We start from the raw sequence: 19,960 nt of genomic DNA on the forward strand, positions 1-19,960 counted from the left end.
GCCGTTCTGCGGCTCCTTTTTTTGTTTATACAACACTCAACATACAGTACCCATAGGCAAAAACATGAACCGACTGTTAGCCCTTATATTATTGGTTATGGCGGCACATTTAGCGGGTTGCGATAAAACACCTCAAAGCTTAACCGAAACCGCCAGCGCCGAGCCAGAATACGCCGCGCAAGACTATATAACCCACAAAGAAACCTACAATCCCGAGGCGGTCATTCCACCTCAGTGCTACACCAAAACCGAAGGTGAAAATAATCCCTGTTATATTTGCCATCAAAGTAACAGTGATGACCGTGCCCACCCCAACATGATGAATGATGGATTCTTACAAGGCAGCTACGATTTTTCTGACATCGGCAACACCAATCGCTGGAGTAATTTATTTAAAAACCGCAGCGCCGAGATTGGCAACATCAGCGACTCATTTATGCGCGACTACATTAACCAAGATAATTACTCGGCGCTGGCCGCTTGGTTTAAATCCGACGCTTGGAGTGGCCGCGCTCCGATCATTGAGCATCTTGCCGATGGTGCCGCCGCTTTTAACGCAGATGGTTTAGCGCTGGACGGCAGCCGCTGGGTAGCGTTTAACTACAAACCTTTGCCCAGTACCTTTTGGCCCACCAACGGCTCGACCGATGATGTAATGATCCGCCTACCCGACGCCTTTAGCGAAATCGACGGGCAATATTCACGTGACATTTACTTTGCCAATTTAAGTTTACTAGAAATGGCCATTGTCGATAAAGCAAGCCTGCCCAGCATTACCCTAGACGAAGCCGCCAGCGGCACTGACTTTAATGGCGACGGAGAATTAAACACAAACGTTACCACCGTACATCGAACCAAATACTATTTTGGTGATGCCCAAAACATTCCCGTAATGCACATGCTCTACCCTAAGGGCACTGAATTTTTACACACCGTACGCTACGTAGGCATTGCACAAGATGGCAGTATTACCAACGCCCGCCGCATGAAAGAAGTACGCTATATGCGCAAAGACACTTTCATGCCCAAAGAGCGCCTAACCAACAGCTACTATCGCGAAGCCAAAGAAAAACACTTTGGCAACCTACCAGCCGTGGTTAATCACGACGACCGCGGCATGAGTAACGGCATGGGTTGGCTGCTTTGGGGCTTTATCGAAAACGCCGATGGCGAAATGCGCAAGCAAAATGATCAAGAACAATTCTTTTGCATGGGCTGCCACAAAACCATTGGTACCACCATCGATCAAACCTTTGCCTTCGCTCGTAAAAAACCTGGCGTTAATGGCTGGGGCTATATCGACTTAAAATCCCTTAACGACGCGCCCAATATTGGCGAAACCCAAGGCGAATATTTAACCTACCTAGAGCGTGTGGGCGGCGGCGATGAATTTCGTCAAAACGGTGAAATGCTAGAGCGCTGGTTTGACAGTAAAGGAATGGTGAAGCGTGAAAAAGTCGCCGCACAAAAATCTTTGTACGATTTAATTACCCCATCGCCCGAGCGGGCGTTAAATTTAAACAAAGCCTATTACCGTATTGTCCAAGAGCAAAGCTTCTTGTTCGGTCGCGACGCCGTATTAACTCCGGCAGACAACGTCTATCAAACGATTGATACCGCGATAGAACCGCTGGATAGTGAGCACCGTTATCAGTGGGATATAAGGTTGGATTGGAAGTAAATGTAAGACAGATGGAGGCTAGAGCGTTTAGCCTTCATCAAAGTAGCCCTCTGGATAATTAAACTCAAACACTCCAGTCCAATTATGATTTTTCATTGCGATGGATATATATTTTAGCTTAAAGCCCAGCTAATAAGGAGCCTACCCTTTATTGAACTTTAGCTGAAACCAGCCCTAAGCCTCCGCCAAGTCAAACCTACAAAAGGTTTATTTATTTTTATCAGATACAGGCAACGCAGATAAAACAATCTATAGCGACGTTATAACGCCCTCTCTTGTCGCCTCATTCATCAGCCAGATGAATTTTTGAATGACTAAAAAAACGCACCTAATTGTTGTGGCGATAATTGCCGCACATCAATTTCGGACTTTTCTCCCACTGCTAACAAACAAAATTGACAACGTTGTCCTTTGCACCTATGGTGAAAACGCGCTCTCACTTTGAGTGCCGCGCGCAGTCCACCTGACAATAACTTGACTCGTGCAACTGTTAACCCCATGACGGCTATACATGACGATAACTGTAATAGCGTAGCTGAAAAGAGTCAGCGCACGATCCATTGTTTAGACGCCTGCCCGCCGTCCTTAAACTGCTGTTTGGAAACGCGTAGTAGCCATGTGGTAAGTGCCGCAGAAATAAAGCGGTATCACAACCAAACCCATGCACAAAAAGGATTTCATTATGAGACTTATAAAAAATATAGCGGTGTGTGTTTTTGCACTGCTAGGCGCGCACCAAGCACTTGCTTACAATTGCTCTGGCAGCGCGGCATACTCGGACGGCAGCTCGTACAGTAGCGGCGCTATTGTTAAAAGCAACAACAGTGCTTACCAATGTACCGTTGGTGGTTGGTGCTCTATTGGCGGGCCTTACGCACCGGGTGATGGCTGGGCGTGGAGCAACGCCTGGAATAGCTTAGGCGTGTGTGATGGCACCGGCGGTGGCAGCTCTAGCAGTTGGTCATCGAGCTCGTCGTCTGTCAGCTCTTCATCCACGGGCAACGGCTCTTGTCCGCAGTGGTCATCATCGGCTGTGTATTATGCGGGTGATGTCGTTGTGTACGGCGGTTCTTACTATATTGCCGAGCACGATAATCCCGGTTACGACCCAACCATCAGCACATGGTTTTGGGACCCTACGCCTTCGTGTCCTGGTGGCAATGGCAGCAGCAGCTCATCGTCCACGCCAAGTGGTAACGGTTTTGCTGCGATTGTCAGTGAAGCGCAATTTAACCAGATGTTCCCCAACCGCAATACCTTTTATACCTATGCGGGTTTGGTAAATGCGGCGGCGACCTTTCCGGCCTTTAGCCGCAGCGGTAATCTCACCACGCAAAAACGCGAAGCAGCCGCAGCCTTGGCTAATTTCTCGCACGAAACCGGTGGTTTGTATTACATCAATGAGATTGCTCAAGGGACTTATTGCTCGGGCACTGCTACTGCATGTGGCGTCTGCGCACCGGGTAAAAAATATTACGGGCGTGGGCCAATTCAGCTAAGTTGGAACTACAACTACTGCACAGCGGGACAAGCTTTGGGGCTGGATCTGTGGTCTAACCCCGATCAAGTCGCACAAAACCCAACAACTGCATGGCGTACCGCATTGTGGTTTTGGATGACGCAAAGCGGTGCAGGTAATCGCCCAGCGCACGATTCGATGATTAACGGCAATGGTTTTGGTGAGACTATCCGCACCATTAACGGATCACTCGAATGTAACGGCGGCAACCCAGGGCAAGTTCAAAGTCGTATTAATATTTATCTCGACTTCAGCCAAATATTGGGTACAACTCCCGGCAATAACTTAGACTGTTAACGCTAAGCGTCACCCGCCGCTTGTGCGGGTGACGCTTACAGATTAAGACTTTACTTACTTTTCCCATCGCTCATTTTACGTCGCAATTGGGTAATCACCGGTACAACCTCTGGCCGAATATGGCGCCACGCGTAAAAAGATTCTGCCGCCTGCCCGACTAACATACCTAAACCATCAGTCACTTTTAACGCGCCATGCTCACTGGCCCAACGCATAAAAATAGTAGGTTCTGCCGCGTACATCATGTCGTAACAAGCGGCATTAGGCGCGAGCAGGTTATCGGGTAACGGTGGCAACTCGCCGTGTAAACTGGCCGAGGTGCCGTTAATCACAACATCAAATTGCTGTCCCGCCAAGCTATCAAAACCTGTGCCTTTTATGCAGCCTAAATCGTGAAAATCGCGAGCCAACTCTTGTGCCTTACTTTCGGTACGGTTGACGATACACAGCTCGCTAGGCTTTTGTCCCAGTAGCGGCTCTAATACACCGCGCACCGCACCGCCTGCGCCCAACACCAATACACGCTTGTTGGCCAACTCCCAGCCTAAATTGAGCATGTCGTTTATCATGCCGACACCATCGGTGGTGTCACCAGTTACTGTGCCATCTGTTTGCCGGATAAGCAGGTTAACGGCACCGGCTCTTTGAGCGCGCTCGGTGAGCGTGTCGGCGTAAACAAAAGCGTCTTGCTTAAAAGGAGCGGTTATATTTAAGCCCCGACCACCTTGAGCAAAAAACTCCTGCGCAGCGCTGGAGAATCCGCCTTCGGCCACCAACTGTTTGGTGTAGGTCATGTCTTCGCCAGTTTGCTCACAAAACTGGCGATGAATAGCGGGGGATTTACTCTGAACTATCGGGTTGCCGAATACGGCGTATGCATCACTCATGGATTACCTATTGGTTAACGAGGGGCAAATCTATCGGATAATGTTTACCAAACGTTTACGCTTTTAATTTATTGTTATTAAAGCCAGTCACGCGCGGGTAAAAAATCTTCAAGCAAGCGCGCTTCTGCTGAATTTGGCTCAGGTTGCCAATCGTACTCCCAGCGCACCAAGGGTGGCAGGGACATTAAAATAGATTCGGTGCGACCACCGGTTTGTAAGCCAAATAAGGTGCCGCGATCGTAAACCAAGTTGAACTCGACATAGCGGCCGCGGCGGTATAGTTGAAACTGCCTTTCACGCTCGCCAAACGGGGTGTCTTTACGGCGCTGTAAAATCGGTGCGTAGGCTGGCAAATAACTATCACCAACCGCCTGCATCAAAGCAAAGCTCTGAGCAAAGCTGGGGGTATTTAAGTCATCAAAAAACAAACCGCCTACACCGCGAGCTTCATTGCGGTGCTTCAGATAAAAATATGTATCGCACCAATCCTTAAAGCGCGGATAAACCTCATCGCCAAATGGCGCACAGGCATCATGAGCGGTTTGATGCCAATGCCGGCAATCTTCAACAAAACCGTAATAGGGGGTTAAATCGTAACCACCACCAAACCACCACACAGGCTCTTCACCGGGCTTTTCGGCAATAAAGAAACGCACGTTGGCGTGACTGGTAGGCGCATAGGGGTTGTTGGGGTGAATCACCAGCGATACCCCCATTGCCTCAAATGAGCGGCCTGCAAGCTCGGGGCGATGGGCCGTGGCAGAGGCTGGCATAGCGGTGCCGTGCACGTGCGAGAAATTAACCCCGCCCTTTTCAATGACCGAGCCGGCAACCAGTACTCGCGAGCGGCCACCGCCACCCTCGGCGCGAGTCCACTCATCTTGTACAAACTGGCCACCGTCTATATCGGATAGGCCCGCACAAATGCTGTCTTGCAGCTGCAGCAGATATTGTTTAACGGCATTTTTATCAGGGCCGACTGTTGTGTCTTGGGCCATAAGATTCTCTTGTACGTCTGACGGGCGCCATAAACAGCCCAAATAACTGAGCCTAGCGTTAACCCGGCCGGTGTATTCTACCTGTTTTCAGGTCGCGAATTTCTGAGGGTTGGTTGCGCTCACCCACCTGCCCTGGAGCAATGGCCTGTAATTGATCGCCAAAATACGCCTGCACTTGCAAGGCACTGCGTGCGGGTGTTTGGCCTTGGGGATTTGCTGATGTGCTGATAATTGGGCCACCAAAGGCCAAACACAGCGCTTGCACCACGGGGTGGTCGGTGACCCGTAGCGCGACTGTTGTAAAATCGCCCGTTACCCAACGAGATGCCTGGCCATTATTTGGCACCAACCAAGTTACAGGGCCGGGCCAGCTGGCTTCTAATTGAGTGCGATGACTATTGGACAACGGGGCCAACCAAGGCTCTATTTGCGCCATATTGGCGGCAATTAAAATTAAACCTTTGGCCCGAGGGCGCCGCTTTAGTGCCAGCAGGCGCGCCAGCGCCTGCTGGTTGGCGGGATCAGCACCCAAACCCCATACCGCTTCGGTTGGGTAGGCAATAACACCGCCGCTTTTAATGGCTCGGGCCGCCTGCGCGACCCTATCATCAGCCATCCAGTTACTCACGAAGTTATAGACTCGCGAGCTTTTCCTGTAGCGCTTGATCTTTAGCGATAACCGCATCGGCGTTAGCTTGACGCTCGGCAATCAGGCGCTGATGCAGCTCGGCATCAGAGGTACCGATGATTTGAGCGGCCAAGTAAGCGGCATTTTTAGCGCCAGCCTTACCGATGGCAACGGTCGCAACCGGAACGCCACCAGGCATTTGTACCGTTGACAACAGCGCATCTAAACCGTCTAGAGAAGAGTTGATAGGCACGCCGATCACTGGCTTTAAGGTGTTGGCAGACACGGCACCGGCTAGGTGAGCCGCCATACCTGCAGCGCAAATAAACGCCGCACAGCCGCGCTTGTCGGCATCTTGTACATAGGCGTGGGTTTGCACAGGAGTGCGATGCGCCGAACTTACTCTTGCCTCAAAAGGTACACCCAAACTTTTCAATACGGCAAAAGATGCTTCCATTACCGGTAAATCAGAATCCGACCCCATAAGAATCGCAACAAATGGCTTGCTCATGATAATTACCTCTACTGGAAAAAGCTGGCAAATTTACAGTAACACCCCTCGGCTGACAAGAATTTTGCGCTCATTTGGTTGAGTTTCGTACAAAAGGCACAGAAACTTGGCTTCTATTGCTAAAACTTAAAGCACTAAGGCGTTTCGGCTTAGCTCAAGTTCGGCTTACACACGACAAAAATGACTGCCATTTTGAGTGATTAAGCCTTCAAGCTCTAGGGTCATTAGCTGCACCGCCAATACCCCAGGCTCGGTGCCACTACGTTGGCACAGAGTATCAAGTGTTACCGGGTCATAACCGAGCAGCTCGAGTAATTGCTGATCAGCATCAGCCAACGTTGGCGGTGTTTGGCTCGGGGTTACTTGCTGTGATTTAAAAGCCAGCGCCCCGCCTAACTCTTCGACGATATCAGCGGCCGACTCAACCAATTTGGCACCGCGTTTAATAAGCTCGTGACAACCTTTGGCCATAGGATTATGAATCGAGCCGGGAATGGCAAATACCTCGCGCTCCTGCTCAAGCGCATAGCGTGCCGTAATTAACGAGCCGCTTTTAACCGCGGCCTCAGCGACTAAAGTGCCCAAACTTAAACCACTGATAATACGGTTGCGGCGTGGGAAGTTATTCGCCACCGAACCGGTTCCTAAAGGAAACTCAGATACCACTGCACCACCGTTATTTACGATCTCAGCGGCTAAATCTCGGTGCCGTGCAGGGTACACCCGATCAATGCCGGTACCGAGCACGGCGATGGTCACCCCACCGGCATCCAATGCGCCGCGATGGGCACAGGCATCAATCCCCAGCGCTAACCCACTGGTAATGGCAAAACCGCCAGCCGCCAAATACTGTGCAAAATCATGGGCATTAGTGCGGCCAGCAGCGCTTGGATTGCGGCTCCCAACAATCGCCAACTGCGGCAGCTCCAGTACATCCAACGCGCCTCGGACATATAAAATTGCAGGCGCCGAGGCCACTTGAGCTAACAGCCTCGGATAATCGGCAGAGCCCCAAATTACGGGATGAACCTCCGGCTGCGCAGCTAGCCATTCCAGCTCGGCGGTCACCGCTTGATGCCATTCATGTTGTGGGTTGTCGCGCAGTGTTTGCAGCAGCTGTACGCAGGCGGGGTCGAGCCAAGGCCTCAGCGCTGCAGCTTTAGCACTGTAAATCGCCGATGCGGAGCCAAAATGTTGGTATAAACGAGTGTAGGTTGTCGACCCGAGGCCGGGTAAACGTAAAAGAGTCAGTAGGTGAGTAAGAGTATCAGAAGTACTATCCATAATCGCAGCATCCTTGCCAGTGGGCGCCCAAACGGGCGCCGCGCTATGTAAAATTTACTTAAACAAAACTTATTGCGGGTTGCGCAAAGCATCACCTACCGTCATTGGTCGAGTGGACTCCATCACAATACCAAAGCTCAGTTTATCGAAGGTGTTAAACACCATGACCAAACCTGCTTCTTCGTCAGGCAATTGAATCCGCTCGCCCGCTACTCGGTCGTCTACCAACTCACCGCGAACAAACACCCGAAACACATTACCGGCCTGAACACCCTCGCGATCGCCTTTATTGATAATCACGATGTCCATTTTACCAACACGGTTAACACCGCCTTCTACCGCCAAAATTTCAGCTTCGATCGGAAAGTCGGGCGCGCTGGGGTAAAAAATAGAATCTATCGAGCGCTCGCGAGCCGGCAACAAGACATCGGCTACACGAATTTCTTCGTATGAGCGGGTAATATCCAACCGACCAATATCGCCGTCGACATTACGCACCCGAGCACCACCCACACCTAGCGCATGAATACCTAACAGCTCGCCGGTTTCTTCATCGATAAACTTCTCGCCTTCACGAAAGATGTTGTAGTTATCTATATCTTCATCAAAGGTGCCACGCGCGTACGCCAGGTCGCCTTCACCAACAATTAAGCGCCGCTCAGGACCAGCTAGCATGTAGGGCGCACCTGCGATTTCATCGGGCATAACAATACGTGAGCGCGACAAGTAAGAGGCGATTTTATCGAGCGGTACTGCGGGTATCGCTTCGTCTAATGGCATCACACGAATAGTGGGCTTGAGCTTGGCATCTGAGTTGGGGGCCAAACGCACGGTCCGATTAACGGTTAAACGTGGTTTACCGTCAACATACACCAAGCGTACAACATCACCCGGAAAGATCAGGTGTGGGTTCTCAATATCCGGATTAGCTTGCCATATTTCGGGCCACATCCAAGGCGACTCTAAAAATAGATCAGATATCCCCCACAGTGTGTCGCCCTTAACTACGACATACTCATCGGGCGAGTCGGACTTAATGGGCGATGATTCAGCCCATGTATAAAGGTTGGCTACCGATAATGACAGTGCCAAAACAACAAAAAATAGCTTTTTCATAGAAACCGATCCTGTTTTTGTTCGGCCCTGAGTGGTTTAATCGTTATAATAGCTTACTGCACCGGTTAGGCGCATCAACTCTCAGGGTAATTCCTGTGCGATCATCATGTTAGCAGCGGTTATTACCCTTTTACTAGAAGTTTGTCACAAAGCTTATGGCCCTATTAGAAATACTTGAGTTTCCAGACCCTCGGCTACGCACTATTGCCAAGCCGGTCACAGTGGTGGACGACAGCGTTCGCACGTTAATCGACAATATGTTCGAGACCATGTACGCCTGCCCGGGTATCGGCCTTGCCGCCACCCAGGTAAATGTCCATCGGCGCATCGTGGTGATCGATATATCCGAAGACCACGACCAACCGCAGGTGTTTATTAACCCTGAGGTTACCGTGTTAGGCGAGGATCAGGCGCCGTATGACGAAGGCTGTTTGTCAGTACCCGGGTTTTACGAAAGTGTCGATCGCCCCACAGAGATAAAAGTTAATGCCCTCGATCGCGATGGCAAACCGTTTGAACTGATCCCCGATGGATTGCTCGCTGTGTGTATTCAACACGAGCTGGATCACCTAAATGGCAAACTGTTTGTCGATTATATCTCTCAGATCAAACGCCAGCGCATTCGCAAGAAGCTCGAAAAACAACACCGCGCCCAAACCTAAGGGCGTGCCGGTCGGGGATACCCCGACCACGTTATAAACTTAAGGAACTCCATGACCGCACCGCTGCGCCTGATTTTTGCCGGCACGCCAGAATTTGCCGCCGCCCATCTCGACTCTCTGCTCGCCGGCCCACACCAAGTGGTTGCCTGCTACACGCAACCCGACCGCCCCGCCGGACGCGGCAAAAAGCTTAAACCCAGCCCCGTCAAAGAGCGGGCCTTAGCCGCAGGCTTACCGGTACACCAACCGCTAAGCTTAAAAGACCCCAGCGAACAAGCCCTACTGGCCAACTACAACGCCGACGTTATGGTGGTAGTGGCCTACGGCTTACTTTTGCCTAAAGCAGTACTCGATACCCCACGCCTGGGCTGTATTAATGTGCACGCCTCACTGCTGCCACGCTGGCGTGGCGCCGCGCCCATACAGCGCGCCATCGAGGCCGGTGATACAGAATCTGGCGTGACTATTATGCAAATGGACGTCGGGCTGGACACCGGTGATATGCTCGCCAAAGTCAGCTGCCCCATCGGCACCACAGATACCGGTGGCAGCCTACACGACACCCTACTTGCGTTAGGCAGCCCAGCGCTTACCGACACTTTGGCACAACTTGCCAACGGTACGGCACAACCTCAAGTTCAAGATGACACGCAAAGCAATTACGCCGCAAAAATCACTAAGGCCGAAGCCGAACTCGACTGGCAGCAAAGCGCGGCCGTGCTAGAGCAGAAAATCCGTGCTTTTAACCCATTCCCGGTAACGTTTTGCCGCCCAGCAAACGCGCCCGACACTCGAATTCGCGTTTGGCAGGCCGATCTTGGACCCACCACTGACGCGCCGGCTGGCAGTATCACCGAGATTGGCGATAGCTACCTTGAAGTAGCCTGTGGCGATGGTTCATTGCGGTTAACTCTGCTGCAACTGCCGGGCAAACGCGCCCTGCCAGTAGCCGACCTATTGCGCGGCAACGCCAACTTATTTAGCGTCGGCGAACGCTTTGTTCAACCGGAGGCGAAACCTTGAAACCACGAGTTGCTGCCGCCCGCGCATTGGCCGAGCTATTACGCGGCAAAGGTTCGCTCTCAAGCGCACTGCCGCTGTGGCAGAACAAAGTCAGCGAAACCGATCGAGCATTAGTGCAACAGCTTTGCTATGGCACCATGCGTTACTACCCAAGGCTTAACGCTTACTTAGGCCAATTGCTGGATAAACCTCTACGCGCTAAAGACAGTGATATCACCGCCTTACTACTGCTGGGCTTATATCAACTGGAGTACACCCGTATTCCCGATCATGCCGCCCTCGGCGAAACCGTTGCAGTCGCGCGAGTACTCAAAAAACCTTGGGCAACCAAACTCATTAATGGTGTATTGCGACGTTTTCAACGCAGCGCCGAGACACTGCGCGAGACTCTTTCGGGCGAGCCTGAATTTAGCACCGCTCACCCACGCTGGCTGCTCGATGCTTATCGCCAAGCGTGGCCCAACCAGGCCGAACAGATAGTCGCGGCTAACAACGCCCACCCACCATTTACCTTAAGAGTGGACCTCAATCAGTGCTCGCGTGACGAATACCTAAAACAACTTGAGGCCGAAGCAATTGCCGCGAGCCCCTGCCCTTACAGCGAAGCCGGCATCACCCTTGCCGAGGCTTGTAACCCCACCGGCCTACCGGGATTTAACGCGGGTTTATTAAGCGTGCAAGATGAAGCGGCACAGCTGGCGGCCCCTTTATTACGGCTAAAACCAGGGCTGCGAGTACTGGACGCTTGCGCCGCGCCCGGTGGTAAAACTGGCCATATACTACAGAGTGAACCGGCATTGGCCGAAGTAGTAGCACTCGATTTAGAAGAGCGACGCCTTACCCGCGTGCGCGAGAACCTCACCCGGCTTAACGTCACAGCCACCACCATTGCCGGTGATGGCACCCGCCCTGGCGACTGGTGGGACAACCAGGTTTTCGATCGAATATTGCTTGATGCGCCCTGCTCTGCCAGCGGTATTGTACGGCGCCACAGCGATATCAAATTACTGCGCACGCCGGCTGACATTGTTCGCTTAGCCGAGCTACAAGGCGAGCTGCTGGATGCCCTTTGGCCCACGTTAGCGACGGGCGGAATTTTGTTATACGCCACCTGCTCAGCCCTACCGGCCGAAAACTGCGATGTGATTAGTGCCTTTTTAGCACGTACGCCAGACGCCGTTGATGACCCCATCGACTCGGCGTGGGGGCAACCGCAAAATAACGGTCGGCAACTGCTACCGCAACTGGGCGGGCACGATGGTTTTTACTACGCTCGATTGATAAAAACCGGCTCGGCATAGCCAAGTGACGACCAAAAGCGGTAAAGTTTGTGCTGCGGCAATCAGCTCGCAGTCATCGTTAGCAACAAACCTGGCAGGTTTATGAAGATAATTATTCTCGGCGCAGGGCAAGTGGGCGCGAGCCTAGCAGAACACCTAGCCAGCGAATCGAACGATATTACCATGGTCGACACAGACGATGACCGCTTGCGCGAACTGCGCGATCGACTGGATATCGGCGTGGTTACCGGCGCCGCATCGCACCCTGATGTGCTGGTGCAAGCGGGCATCGAAGACGCCGATATGTTGGTAGCCGTCACCAACAATGACGAAACCAATATGATCGCCTGTCAGGTGGCTCATAGCTTGTTTCGCACACCAACTAAAATCGCCCGTATTCGCGCCACCGCCTATCTCACGAACAACAAGCTATTTTGTAACGATGCCATCCCCATTGATGTACTAATCAGCCCCGAGCAGTTGGTGTCCGATTACATATTTCGCCTAATCGAAACCCCGGGTGCGCTACAAGTATTAGATTTTGCTGAGGGCAAAGTACAACTAGTGGCGGTCAAGTCATACCACGGCGGCCCCTTAGTCGGCCAAGAACTACGCTTTTTGCGTGAACATATGCCTTCGGTAGAAACTCGCGTCGCGGCCATTTATCGCCGCGGAAGAGCCATTATGCCTACCGGCTCAACGGTGATCGAAGCCGATGATGAGGTGTTCTTTCTTGCCGGCAAGAACGATATTCGCGCCGTTATTAGCGAACTACGGCGTATGGAGACTGCCTATAAACGTATTATTATCGCCGGCGGTGGCAATATCGGTATGCGCCTCGCACGCAAGCTAGAGGGACGCTATAACGTTCGGGTTATCGAGCACAACAAAAAGCGTGCGGCGCATTTATCCGAGCACCTAGAGCGCGCTATTGTGCTGCTCGGCAATGCCTCCGACCAAGACTTACTAAGTGACGAAAACATTGAAGATACTGATGTTTTTTTAGCGCTCACCAACGATGACGAAGCCAACATCATGTCATCCATGCTGGCCAAACGCTTGGGTGCTCGCAAGGTAATGGCACTGATTAACAACCCCGCCTATGTCGATTTAGTTCAGGGCGGTGATATCGACATTGCGATCTCTCCCCAAAGTACAACCATCGGCAGCCTACTGACCCATGTGCGCCGTGGAGACATGGTTAGCGTGTACTCACTAAGGCGCGGCGCAGCAGAAGCGATTGAGCTAATTGCCCACGGCGACAAAAGCTCATCGAAGGTCGTTGGTCGCGCGCTAGAGGATATCGACCTACCTCAAGGAGCCAACATCGGTGCTATCGTGCGCGAAGCGGAATCGGGCAGCGAGGTTATCATCGCGCACGACGGCTTAGTGGTTGAATCTGGTGATCACGTGATCGTGTTCTTGCTCGACAAGAAACACATTCGCGATATCGAAAAACTCTTTACCGTGGGTTTTACTTTTTTCTAACCGGCACAAACACATGACCCAAATTCAACGGCACGATAAGCCAGACGCGGAGCAATCATGCATTTTGCAGTAATTGCACGGGTATTGGGCGTTTTACTAATGATGTTTAGCATGACGTTGCTGCTACCCATCGTCGTTAGCTTATGGTTTAACGACCATAACTATATGACCTTTTTGTGGAGTTTTGCCTTTGCTTTCAGCGCTGGCATAGCTATTTGGCTGCCGGTGTATCGTTCCAAAGCCGATTTAGGTACTCGCGATGGCTTTTTGATTACCGCGCTCTTTTGGATCGTCCTTGCAACTTTCGGGGCGGTGCCATTGTTTTTTTCGAGCGGCTTAAACCTCTCTATTACCGATGCTTTTTTTGAATCAGTCTCGGGACTAACCACTACCGGAGCGACGGTTATTACTGGGCTCGATGCCCTGCCACCCTCTATTTTGTTTTACCGTCAACAACTGCAGTGGCTCGGAGGTATCGGTATTATTGTTATCGCCGTGGCTATTTTACCTATGCTAGGTATTGGTGGGATGCAGCTATACCGCGCCGAGGCACCAGGGCCGGTGAAAGACAATAAGTTAACCCCTCGTATTACCGAGACCGCTAAAGCGTTATTTACCATGTATTTGGTGTTCACCCTAGCCTGTGCGATTGCCTATAAGGTTAGTGGCATGTCTTGGTTTGATGCTATTTGCCACTCATTCTCTACCATCTCTAACGGTGGATTCTCGACCCACGATGCCAGCATGCTGCACTTCGACTCTCCCGCGATCTTAATGATCTGCTCGGTGTTTATGCTAATTGCAGGCGTTAACTTTGCATTGCACTTTTTCGTCTGGCGAGAAAAATCCATTAATCATTACCTTGCCGATGAAGAGTTAAAATTTTACTTAACGTGGCTCGTTATCGGCTCTGTCATTACTATTGCTTATTTGGCCAGCTCTAAAACTTTTTCCCTGCACGACAGCTTTTATCTCGGCATTTTCAATTTTGTCTCGACAATGACAACCGCAGGGTTTGCTAACAATTTTTCTAGCTTTCCGAGTTTTTTGCCCTACTTAATCTTTCTATTTGCCTTTGTTGGCGGTTGTGCCAGCTCGACCGGCGGCGGCATGAAAAGTATTCGCGTGCTGTTGTTGTACAAACAAGGCATGCGAGAAATACACCGATTAATTCATCCCAACGCTGTCATCTCGGTTAAAGTGGGTAAAATTACTGTGCCAGACCGAGTCATAGAAGCGGTGTGGGGCTTTTTTGCAATGTACGTTGTATCATTTGCGGTTATGTTTATCGCGCTAATGGCCACAGGGCTAGATTTACGTACCGCATTTTCGGCCGTGGGTGCCTGTATTACTAACCTAGGTCCGGGAATGGGCGAAGTCGCAGCACATTATGGTGATATCAACAGCCCCGCCAAATGGGTTCTGTGTTTTGCCATGCTGTTAGGTCGGCTAGAGGTTTTTACACTTTTAGTAATTTTAACTCCGGCATTCTGGCGGCGCTAACTCGCCATAAATTTTAGTCGCTATCCCCCTATCCATAACAACTCACGGACTATTGAGTATGTCTGCTAAAAAAACATTAATCGCCTTCTGGCTACTGCTGTGTTTATTCGGTTGCGACAAAACCACCCAAGCGGTCACCGTTAGTCCCAGCAATAACAACGCACTACAACAAGCCTGGCAACAACAACGCAGTGATGTTCAAGTAAGAGGCAGCGGGATTGTTAGCCGAGTGCTTGCTGACGATACAAAAGGCTCACAGCACCAGCGGTTTATCTTAAAAATTAACGAGCAACAAACTCTATTGGTTGCCCATAATATTGATCTAGCACCCCGTCTGCCCAACTTACGTCCAGGCGATTTAGTTGAGTTTTATGGTGAGTACGAGTGGAACAATCGCGGCGGCGTTTTACACTGGACCCACAAAGACCCTAGAGGCAAGCACGCACACGGTTGGCTGCGCTACCAAGGGCAACAATACTGGTAGCGGCTAGCCCCGCGGATTAATTTGGCACAATAGTTGTAACCCTTATGCTAACCCGCCGTTATCGCTCATTGATAACGGCCCCATAACGGATTACAACTAACATGCAGACATCTAACTTTTATCTAAAACCCTACCTAAAGTGGTTTAGCCTTGGCGTAATTACACTGCTGGCCACACTTTATATTCTTGCGCCGTTTATTATTAAGTACTATCTAAATCATCGTGTATTAAACAATATGGGTGCCTATAGCGGTCATATTAACGATGTCGACCTAAACATCATCGATGGTGAGTATCAACTTAAACAGTTGGTTATTACGCGTGACAAGCAAAACACTCGAACTGAATTCTTTACCGTTGAAACCTTTGCCATTGCCTTAAGTTGGGAAGGGTTACGCCACGGTGAAATTCTTACCCGTGTAAAATTGACAAAGCCTGAGCTAACATTTCTTGATGCCGATAAAAAAACCGATCAGCAAACTGGCAAAGGAACCAACTGGCTAGGCGTGTTTGAGGAAATTTTACCGGTCACCTTGCATGAACTCATCATTCACGATGGGATCATTCGCTTTAAAAATTTAGACACAACGCCAAAAGTTGATCTCGCCCTTAAGGCTATCAATGCCAAACTGAGCAACCTTACCAACGTTAAAGATAGCTCGGGCCAACGCGTCGCTCACGCTACATTCGACGGCTTATTATTTGGCAACAGCAAGGTAAGCGCCAAAGCCGATTTCGACCCATTTAACTTTAATGACTTTGAGTTTGCCGCCGACGCCCATGACATTCGCCTGAATCGTTTAAACGATTTCTCTCAGGCTTACGCCAATATAGATTTTAAATCTGGCCACGGACAAATATTTATTGAGCTAAGCGCCCAAGACCGCAATCTTAGTGGTTATGTAAAACCTTTATTTGAAGATATCAATATTGTCAGCTGGAAACAGGACGTAAGCCAACAACAAGACAATCCGTTGCAGTTATTATGGGAGGCAAGTTGGGGCGGATTAAGTGTTTTATTAACGAGCATCGACAGCGGTAAACTCGCCACCCAAATAGACATCAATGGCTCGCTAGAGCAAACCAGTATTAGCTCTTGGCAGGCGCTGTTTGGAGTGCTGCACAATGCTTTTATCGATGCGCTAGCACCGCACTATGAAAAGCTCACACCGCTTACTCAAAAAAGCTGGCGTGCTGATGAGCTGCCTGCGCTAAATCGCAACAGTTAATCGACGCAAGATATATACGATTAAAGTAGAGTTTCTGCCGCAAACCGCTGTTTGACATAATTCACCCGACTTAGAGCATCGGGGTAGTGTTTTTCTTTTAAAGTTTCGACGTGCCGTAAGCGCGGTAATAACCCGCGCCCGTTAGCCACCTGAATAGCCAGACCAGGGCGTGCGTTTAACTCTAGAAGCTCTGGCCCACGGTTGGCATCTAACACTAAGTCGGCACCAATATAACCGAGCCCGGTCATCTCGTAGCAACGCGCCGCCAGCAGTAACATGCCGTGCCAATCTTCAATATTGATATCACTTAAAGGGCGCTTAGTATCGGGGTGCTCAAAAATTTGGCGACCAAACTGCACCGCATTTAAACTGCGCCCTGTGGCCAAGTCTAACCCAACCCCTACCGCGCCCTGATGCAAGTTTGCCTTGCCATCGGAGGCGTGAGTCGCCAAGCGCAACATCGCCATAACCGGAAAGCCTCGGAACACGACAATCCGAATATCCGGTACACCCTCAAACGAAAAACCATCAAAGCAAGTATCAAACTCGATTAAGTCCTCGATCAAAACTTCATCGTTAGAGCCCCCCAACGAGTACAGCCCTGCCAAGGTATTGCTCAAATGACGACGAATATCCGCCAAGGTAATCACAACACCCGAGGATTTTACGAAATCATCGCCATCGCGACCGGTGATAACCCAAATGCCTTTGCCACCCGAGCCTTTGGCAGGCTTGATAGCAAAACCGTTCAGGTCTTTTAATAAATCACCCACCTGGGCTATTTGGTGCTGCTCACGAATCGTAAAGCGTAATTGCGGTGTCGCCAACTGGTACTCTTCAGCCAGCAATTTAGTTTTTAATTTATTGTCTACCAGCGGGTATAAACGTCGATCATTATAGCGACCAATAAAGTCGCGATTGCGACAGTTCATGCCCAGCATACCTAGGCTTTTAAGTTTAAATGGACTAATTAGCATCAGTTTTGGACCGCATAGATTGAAAGCGATACAGCTCAGACAGCTTGTAGCCGGTGTATTGACCCATCACTAAGATTAACGCCAGAATAACTAAATTAAGCTCAGGAAAGTTAAAGCTTAAGTGGTTAATCACGTCGATGCTCATTAACAAATACGCCAGAACCGCCACCAATAAACTACCGCCGCCTTGGGTAATCACCTCGCGTACTCCTTCCTCTTCCCATAAAATACTCATGCGCTCGATTGTCCAAGCAATAATAATCATAGGGAAAAAGGTAATTGTAATGCCGGCATTAAAACCAAGCCGATACCCTACCAGCGACAACACACTGATGAGAAAAATAACCAACACAATCAATGCGGCAATACGAGCCACCAGCAATAAATTTAAATACGATAAATAACTGCGCAGCAATAACCCCAAGCCAACAATTAATATAAAACTAATCAAGCCGGGCACTAACGAGGTTTGCAAAAAAGCCAATGAAATCAAAATAGGCATAAACGTACCGGCAGTTTGCAGACCAACCACCACACGCATAAAAACAACCACCAATGCACCCAGCGGCAACAAGAACAACAACTTAAACATGCCTTGGTCTTCGATAGGCAAACTGTAAACACCCAACAAGTTAAATATGTTGTCGCTAAATTGTGTGTTTGACAAAGCCATGGCAGGTACTGTTTGGCGGATCATGGAAAAACTCAAACGCGAGTTTTCACCACCAATCACATCCAGCTGAGCCGCTTCACCGCGCGACCATAATAAAAGGTTTTCGGGCAGTCCTTGCTCACCGGTAGTGGCATTTATCACAACCCAACCGTCTTCTGTATTAACTTCAACCATAGGGGTTAAACTTTGCCGGCGCCTTGCGTCCTCTAAATACAAACCCATAACGCTACGCGCTGCCACCCCCGACTGGTTGAGCAGATTAACCAACAACTCAGCTCGATTAGGTTCGGCCGCGAGTAACAGCTCGGCGTTTTGATCAGACGAATCGGTATTGAGTTGTTTTAATATTTCCCGCGCGGTACTGGCCGGCGTGCTTGAGCGGGCACGAGCGCCGCGCAATAATTCGCGCGCCGCCGTCGCTTGTGGTTCGCTCCAAAAAATGTCGCTACTTGTCACGCTGCTATCATCGGTCACACCATCATCACTAACATTCCGCTGCGCTGCGCTGCGTGTTACCGGTAAATACTGTGCGTTGTAATATAATGTTTGATAGCCCGTCGCGGTGCGGCGAGTCCATTCGGCACGGCGGTTGTTATTGTCATCAAGTACTGCAAAACCATAACCCGATGATGCCGCTTGCTCACGAATCAAACGAAATCCTGGCGTGTGATCAGGTAAATCTACCCGCACGGTTGTTTCATTGCCTTGGGCATAAAAGTCAATGCGCGCCTCGACTAGCCATACCGGCTTTTGCTCACCCGGCATCAACGGAACATCGGTTTCTATATGACGCAGCCAAGCCGTGCCAAAACCAACCACAAGTAAAGCCAGGATCATTAAGTAAAAAGGTAAGCGTTGCATTGTTAGAGTGCCTCGCTTGAGACGGCAGGAGCAGGCGCCACATTATCGCGACTAACATCAACAATCATCACATCGCGTAACGAAAGTCTGCCAAGCAACACAGGGTATTCATTTGCACTGCGGTCGGCCAAAATAAACTCACCTTGCTGTGATACACGCCCCAGCGTAAAACGCATGTTAATGACTGGACGTTTTTTACCTTCGCCTGTGCGGGTAGGCAAGCTCGCCATACGCGTTAATTTACGCTCTACTTCTTGTGGTTCGCCGCTGTTAGCTTGTACCACAAAACGCACCCAAGCTTCGCTGTTGCGCTCAAAAGTCTGAATCTCACGGGCATCTAGTACCGCGGTGGCAATACCAGTATCAATACGTGCCGCAAGGGTCATGCCGATACCATCAAATCGTACTTGCTCGACCGCACCCACCAATTGTTTTGAGACCGCATCTTGATTTTCGCCGCCAGCAACCACGGGCGGACTGGCAATATAAGTCACCTCGGGGCAAGTTAACGGCTCGGTTACTGGTGCCTCAACCTGGCCTAATGCTAATTGTTGTAAAACTTCATCGACGCTTTGCAACAGCTGTTGTTGTTGCTCTTGTGCCTGCAAACCATTTAACTCTACTGCGGCGGCACACTGATCTAGTGCATCAAGTTGCGCCGTTTTTACAACACGATAATCACTGGCGCAAGCCGTGCAAAACAGGGCTATTAAACTCAATACGGTGATCGGTAAACGTCGATACATTTTTTTAACCTGTGCTATTTAAAACGAGTTTCCCACTGCTATCAAACGCTTGGTAATATTAACTTTTGTTAACAACTGGAGTGGTAAAATGTTAGAAAATCACTAGAGTACTT

General features: G+C 50.2%; 18 protein-coding genes. 9 read left to right on the forward strand and 9 right to left on the reverse strand.

Features of this window, described 5'->3' with window-relative positions; translation table 11 throughout:
• Positions 1 to 64 precede the first annotated feature (64 nt).
• Together GILYN3_RS10860 and GILYN3_RS10865 are read left to right on the forward strand one after the other, a co-directional pair.
• Complete coding sequence (locus GILYN3_RS10860; RefSeq protein ID WP_049723001.1) at positions 65 to 1,681, forward strand: hypothetical protein; 1,617 nt, start codon at positions 65 to 67, stop codon at positions 1,679 to 1,681.
• A gap of 682 nt (positions 1,682 to 2,363) precedes the next feature.
• Positions 2,364 to 3,497, forward strand: a complete 1,134-nt coding sequence (locus GILYN3_RS10865) for a glycoside hydrolase family 19 protein (RefSeq protein WP_049723002.1) — start codon at positions 2,364 to 2,366, stop codon at positions 3,495 to 3,497.
• Between the two features lie 50 nt (positions 3,498 to 3,547).
• Here GILYN3_RS10865 and aroE read toward each other — a convergent pair whose 3' ends face one another.
• The 6 genes from aroE to GILYN3_RS10895 all read right to left on the reverse strand — a co-directional run bounded on the left by aroE (position 3,548) and on the right by GILYN3_RS10895 (position 8,921).
• On the reverse strand, positions 3,548 to 4,384 hold the full coding sequence (gene aroE, locus GILYN3_RS10870; protein ID WP_049723003.1) for a shikimate dehydrogenase: 837 nt from the start codon (positions 4,382 to 4,384) through the stop codon (positions 3,548 to 3,550).
• 77 nt (positions 4,385 to 4,461) lie between these two features.
• Positions 4,462 to 5,382, reverse strand: a complete 921-nt coding sequence (gene hemF, locus GILYN3_RS10875) for an oxygen-dependent coproporphyrinogen oxidase (protein WP_049723004.1) — start codon at positions 5,380 to 5,382, stop codon at positions 4,462 to 4,464.
• A gap of 58 nt (positions 5,383 to 5,440) precedes the next feature.
• The gene (locus GILYN3_RS10880; protein ID WP_408606315.1) at positions 5,441 to 6,010 is read right to left on the reverse strand and encodes an L-threonylcarbamoyladenylate synthase; all 570 of its coding nucleotides are present in this window, start codon (positions 6,008 to 6,010) and stop codon (positions 5,441 to 5,443) included.
• 4 nt (positions 6,011 to 6,014) lie between these two features.
• Positions 6,015 to 6,521, reverse strand: a complete 507-nt coding sequence (gene purE, locus GILYN3_RS10885; RefSeq protein ID WP_049723006.1) for a 5-(carboxyamino)imidazole ribonucleotide mutase — start codon at positions 6,519 to 6,521, stop codon at positions 6,015 to 6,017.
• Positions 6,522 to 6,686: 165 nt separating this feature from the next.
• Complete coding sequence (dprA, locus tag GILYN3_RS10890) at positions 6,687 to 7,805, reverse strand: DNA-processing protein DprA (protein WP_049723007.1); 1,119 nt, start codon at positions 7,803 to 7,805, stop codon at positions 6,687 to 6,689.
• A 69-nt stretch (positions 7,806 to 7,874) separates the two neighbouring features.
• Complete coding sequence (locus tag GILYN3_RS10895) at positions 7,875 to 8,921, reverse strand: LysM peptidoglycan-binding domain-containing protein (protein WP_049723008.1); 1,047 nt, start codon at positions 8,919 to 8,921, stop codon at positions 7,875 to 7,877.
• A 155-nt stretch (positions 8,922 to 9,076) separates the two neighbouring features.
• Here GILYN3_RS10895 and def point away from each other — a divergent pair, with 155 nt between their 5' ends.
• From def to GILYN3_RS10930, 7 genes are all read left to right on the forward strand, one after another.
• Positions 9,077 to 9,583 carry a peptide deformylase gene (def, locus tag GILYN3_RS10900; protein WP_049723009.1) on the forward strand — a complete coding sequence of 169 codons (507 nt, stop codon included), beginning with the start codon at positions 9,077 to 9,079 and terminating at the stop codon, positions 9,581 to 9,583.
• A 51-nt stretch (positions 9,584 to 9,634) separates the two neighbouring features.
• Positions 9,635 to 10,606, forward strand: coding sequence for a methionyl-tRNA formyltransferase (gene fmt, locus GILYN3_RS10905; protein ID WP_049723010.1), 972 nt, complete (start codon positions 9,635 to 9,637; stop codon positions 10,604 to 10,606).
• On the forward strand, positions 10,603 to 11,907 hold the full coding sequence (rsmB, locus tag GILYN3_RS10910; RefSeq protein ID WP_049723011.1) for a 16S rRNA (cytosine(967)-C(5))-methyltransferase RsmB: 1,305 nt from the start codon (positions 10,603 to 10,605) through the stop codon (positions 11,905 to 11,907). The genes fmt and rsmB overlap by 4 nt, the downstream gene beginning before the upstream one ends.
• Positions 11,908 to 11,988: 81 nt before the next feature.
• Positions 11,989 to 13,374, forward strand: a complete 1,386-nt coding sequence (trkA, locus tag GILYN3_RS10915; RefSeq protein ID WP_049723012.1) for a Trk system potassium transporter TrkA — start codon at positions 11,989 to 11,991, stop codon at positions 13,372 to 13,374.
• A gap of 57 nt (positions 13,375 to 13,431) precedes the next feature.
• Complete coding sequence (locus tag GILYN3_RS10920) at positions 13,432 to 14,877, forward strand: TrkH family potassium uptake protein (protein WP_049723013.1); 1,446 nt, start codon at positions 13,432 to 13,434, stop codon at positions 14,875 to 14,877.
• Between the two features lie 58 nt (positions 14,878 to 14,935).
• Positions 14,936 to 15,361: a DUF3465 domain-containing protein gene (locus GILYN3_RS10925; protein WP_084005364.1), complete on the forward strand. Its 426-nt coding sequence runs from the start codon at positions 14,936 to 14,938 to the stop codon at positions 15,359 to 15,361.
• Between the two features lie 101 nt (positions 15,362 to 15,462).
• On the forward strand, positions 15,463 to 16,590 hold the full coding sequence (locus tag GILYN3_RS10930; protein WP_049723014.1) for a DUF748 domain-containing protein: 1,128 nt from the start codon (positions 15,463 to 15,465) through the stop codon (positions 16,588 to 16,590).
• 20 nt (positions 16,591 to 16,610) lie between these two features.
• Here the strand turns inward: GILYN3_RS10930 and GILYN3_RS10935 are convergent, their stop codons facing one another.
• Genes GILYN3_RS10935 through GILYN3_RS10945 form a run of 3 tightly spaced genes read right to left on the reverse strand, consistent with a single transcriptional unit; the run spans position 16,611 to position 19,847 of the window.
• The gene (locus GILYN3_RS10935) at positions 16,611 to 17,567 is read right to left on the reverse strand and encodes an alpha-L-glutamate ligase-like protein (RefSeq protein WP_049723015.1); all 957 of its coding nucleotides are present in this window, start codon (positions 17,565 to 17,567) and stop codon (positions 16,611 to 16,613) included.
• A complete protein-coding gene (locus tag GILYN3_RS10940) occupies positions 17,557 to 19,101 on the reverse strand; it encodes a UUP1 family membrane protein (RefSeq protein ID WP_049723016.1) in 1,545 nt (514 codons plus the stop codon). The genes GILYN3_RS10935 and GILYN3_RS10940 overlap by 11 nt, the downstream gene beginning before the upstream one ends.
• A 2-nt stretch (positions 19,102 to 19,103) precedes the next feature.
• The gene (locus GILYN3_RS10945; protein ID WP_049723017.1) at positions 19,104 to 19,847 is read right to left on the reverse strand and encodes an ATP-dependent zinc protease family protein; all 744 of its coding nucleotides are present in this window, start codon (positions 19,845 to 19,847) and stop codon (positions 19,104 to 19,106) included.
• Between the last annotated feature and the right edge of the window lie 113 nt (positions 19,848 to 19,960).

Origin of the sequence: Gilvimarinus polysaccharolyticus (assembly GCF_001187555.1) — a bacterium.
In the GTDB taxonomy this organism is placed as follows: domain Bacteria; phylum Pseudomonadota; class Gammaproteobacteria; order Pseudomonadales; family Cellvibrionaceae; genus Gilvimarinus; species Gilvimarinus polysaccharolyticus.

What these genes read in the sequence shown, in the direction of transcription:
- GILYN3_RS10860 (WP_049723001.1), top strand. Translation starts at nt 65, where the DNA reads ATGAACCGACTGTTAGCCCTTATATTATTGGTTATGGCGGCACATTTA.
- GILYN3_RS10865 (WP_049723002.1), top strand. Translation starts at nt 2,364, where the DNA reads ATGAGACTTATAAAAAATATAGCGGTGTGTGTTTTTGCACTGCTAGGC.
- aroE (WP_049723003.1), bottom strand. Translation starts at nt 4,384, where the DNA reads ATGAGTGATGCATACGCCGTATTCGGCAACCCGATAGTTCAGAGTAAA.
- hemF (WP_049723004.1), bottom strand. Translation starts at nt 5,382, where the DNA reads ATGGCCCAAGACACAACAGTCGGCCCTGATAAAAATGCCGTTAAACAA.
- purE (WP_049723006.1), bottom strand. Translation starts at nt 6,521, where the DNA reads ATGAGCAAGCCATTTGTTGCGATTCTTATGGGGTCGGATTCTGATTTA.
- dprA (WP_049723007.1), bottom strand. Translation starts at nt 7,805, where the DNA reads ATGGATAGTACTTCTGATACTCTTACTCACCTACTGACTCTTTTACGT.
- GILYN3_RS10895 (WP_049723008.1), bottom strand. Translation starts at nt 8,921, where the DNA reads ATGAAAAAGCTATTTTTTGTTGTTTTGGCACTGTCATTATCGGTAGCC.
- def (WP_049723009.1), top strand. Translation starts at nt 9,077, where the DNA reads ATGGCCCTATTAGAAATACTTGAGTTTCCAGACCCTCGGCTACGCACT.
- fmt (WP_049723010.1), top strand. Translation starts at nt 9,635, where the DNA reads ATGACCGCACCGCTGCGCCTGATTTTTGCCGGCACGCCAGAATTTGCC.
- trkA (WP_049723012.1), top strand. Translation starts at nt 11,989, where the DNA reads ATGAAGATAATTATTCTCGGCGCAGGGCAAGTGGGCGCGAGCCTAGCA.
- GILYN3_RS10920 (WP_049723013.1), top strand. Translation starts at nt 13,432, where the DNA reads ATGCATTTTGCAGTAATTGCACGGGTATTGGGCGTTTTACTAATGATG.
- GILYN3_RS10925 (WP_084005364.1), top strand. Translation starts at nt 14,936, where the DNA reads ATGTCTGCTAAAAAAACATTAATCGCCTTCTGGCTACTGCTGTGTTTA.
- GILYN3_RS10930 (WP_049723014.1), top strand. Translation starts at nt 15,463, where the DNA reads ATGCAGACATCTAACTTTTATCTAAAACCCTACCTAAAGTGGTTTAGC.
- GILYN3_RS10935 (WP_049723015.1), bottom strand. Translation starts at nt 17,567, where the DNA reads ATGCTAATTAGTCCATTTAAACTTAAAAGCCTAGGTATGCTGGGCATG.
- GILYN3_RS10940 (WP_049723016.1), bottom strand. Translation starts at nt 19,101, where the DNA reads ATGCAACGCTTACCTTTTTACTTAATGATCCTGGCTTTACTTGTGGTT.
- GILYN3_RS10945 (WP_049723017.1), bottom strand. Translation starts at nt 19,847, where the DNA reads ATGTATCGACGTTTACCGATCACCGTATTGAGTTTAATAGCCCTGTTT.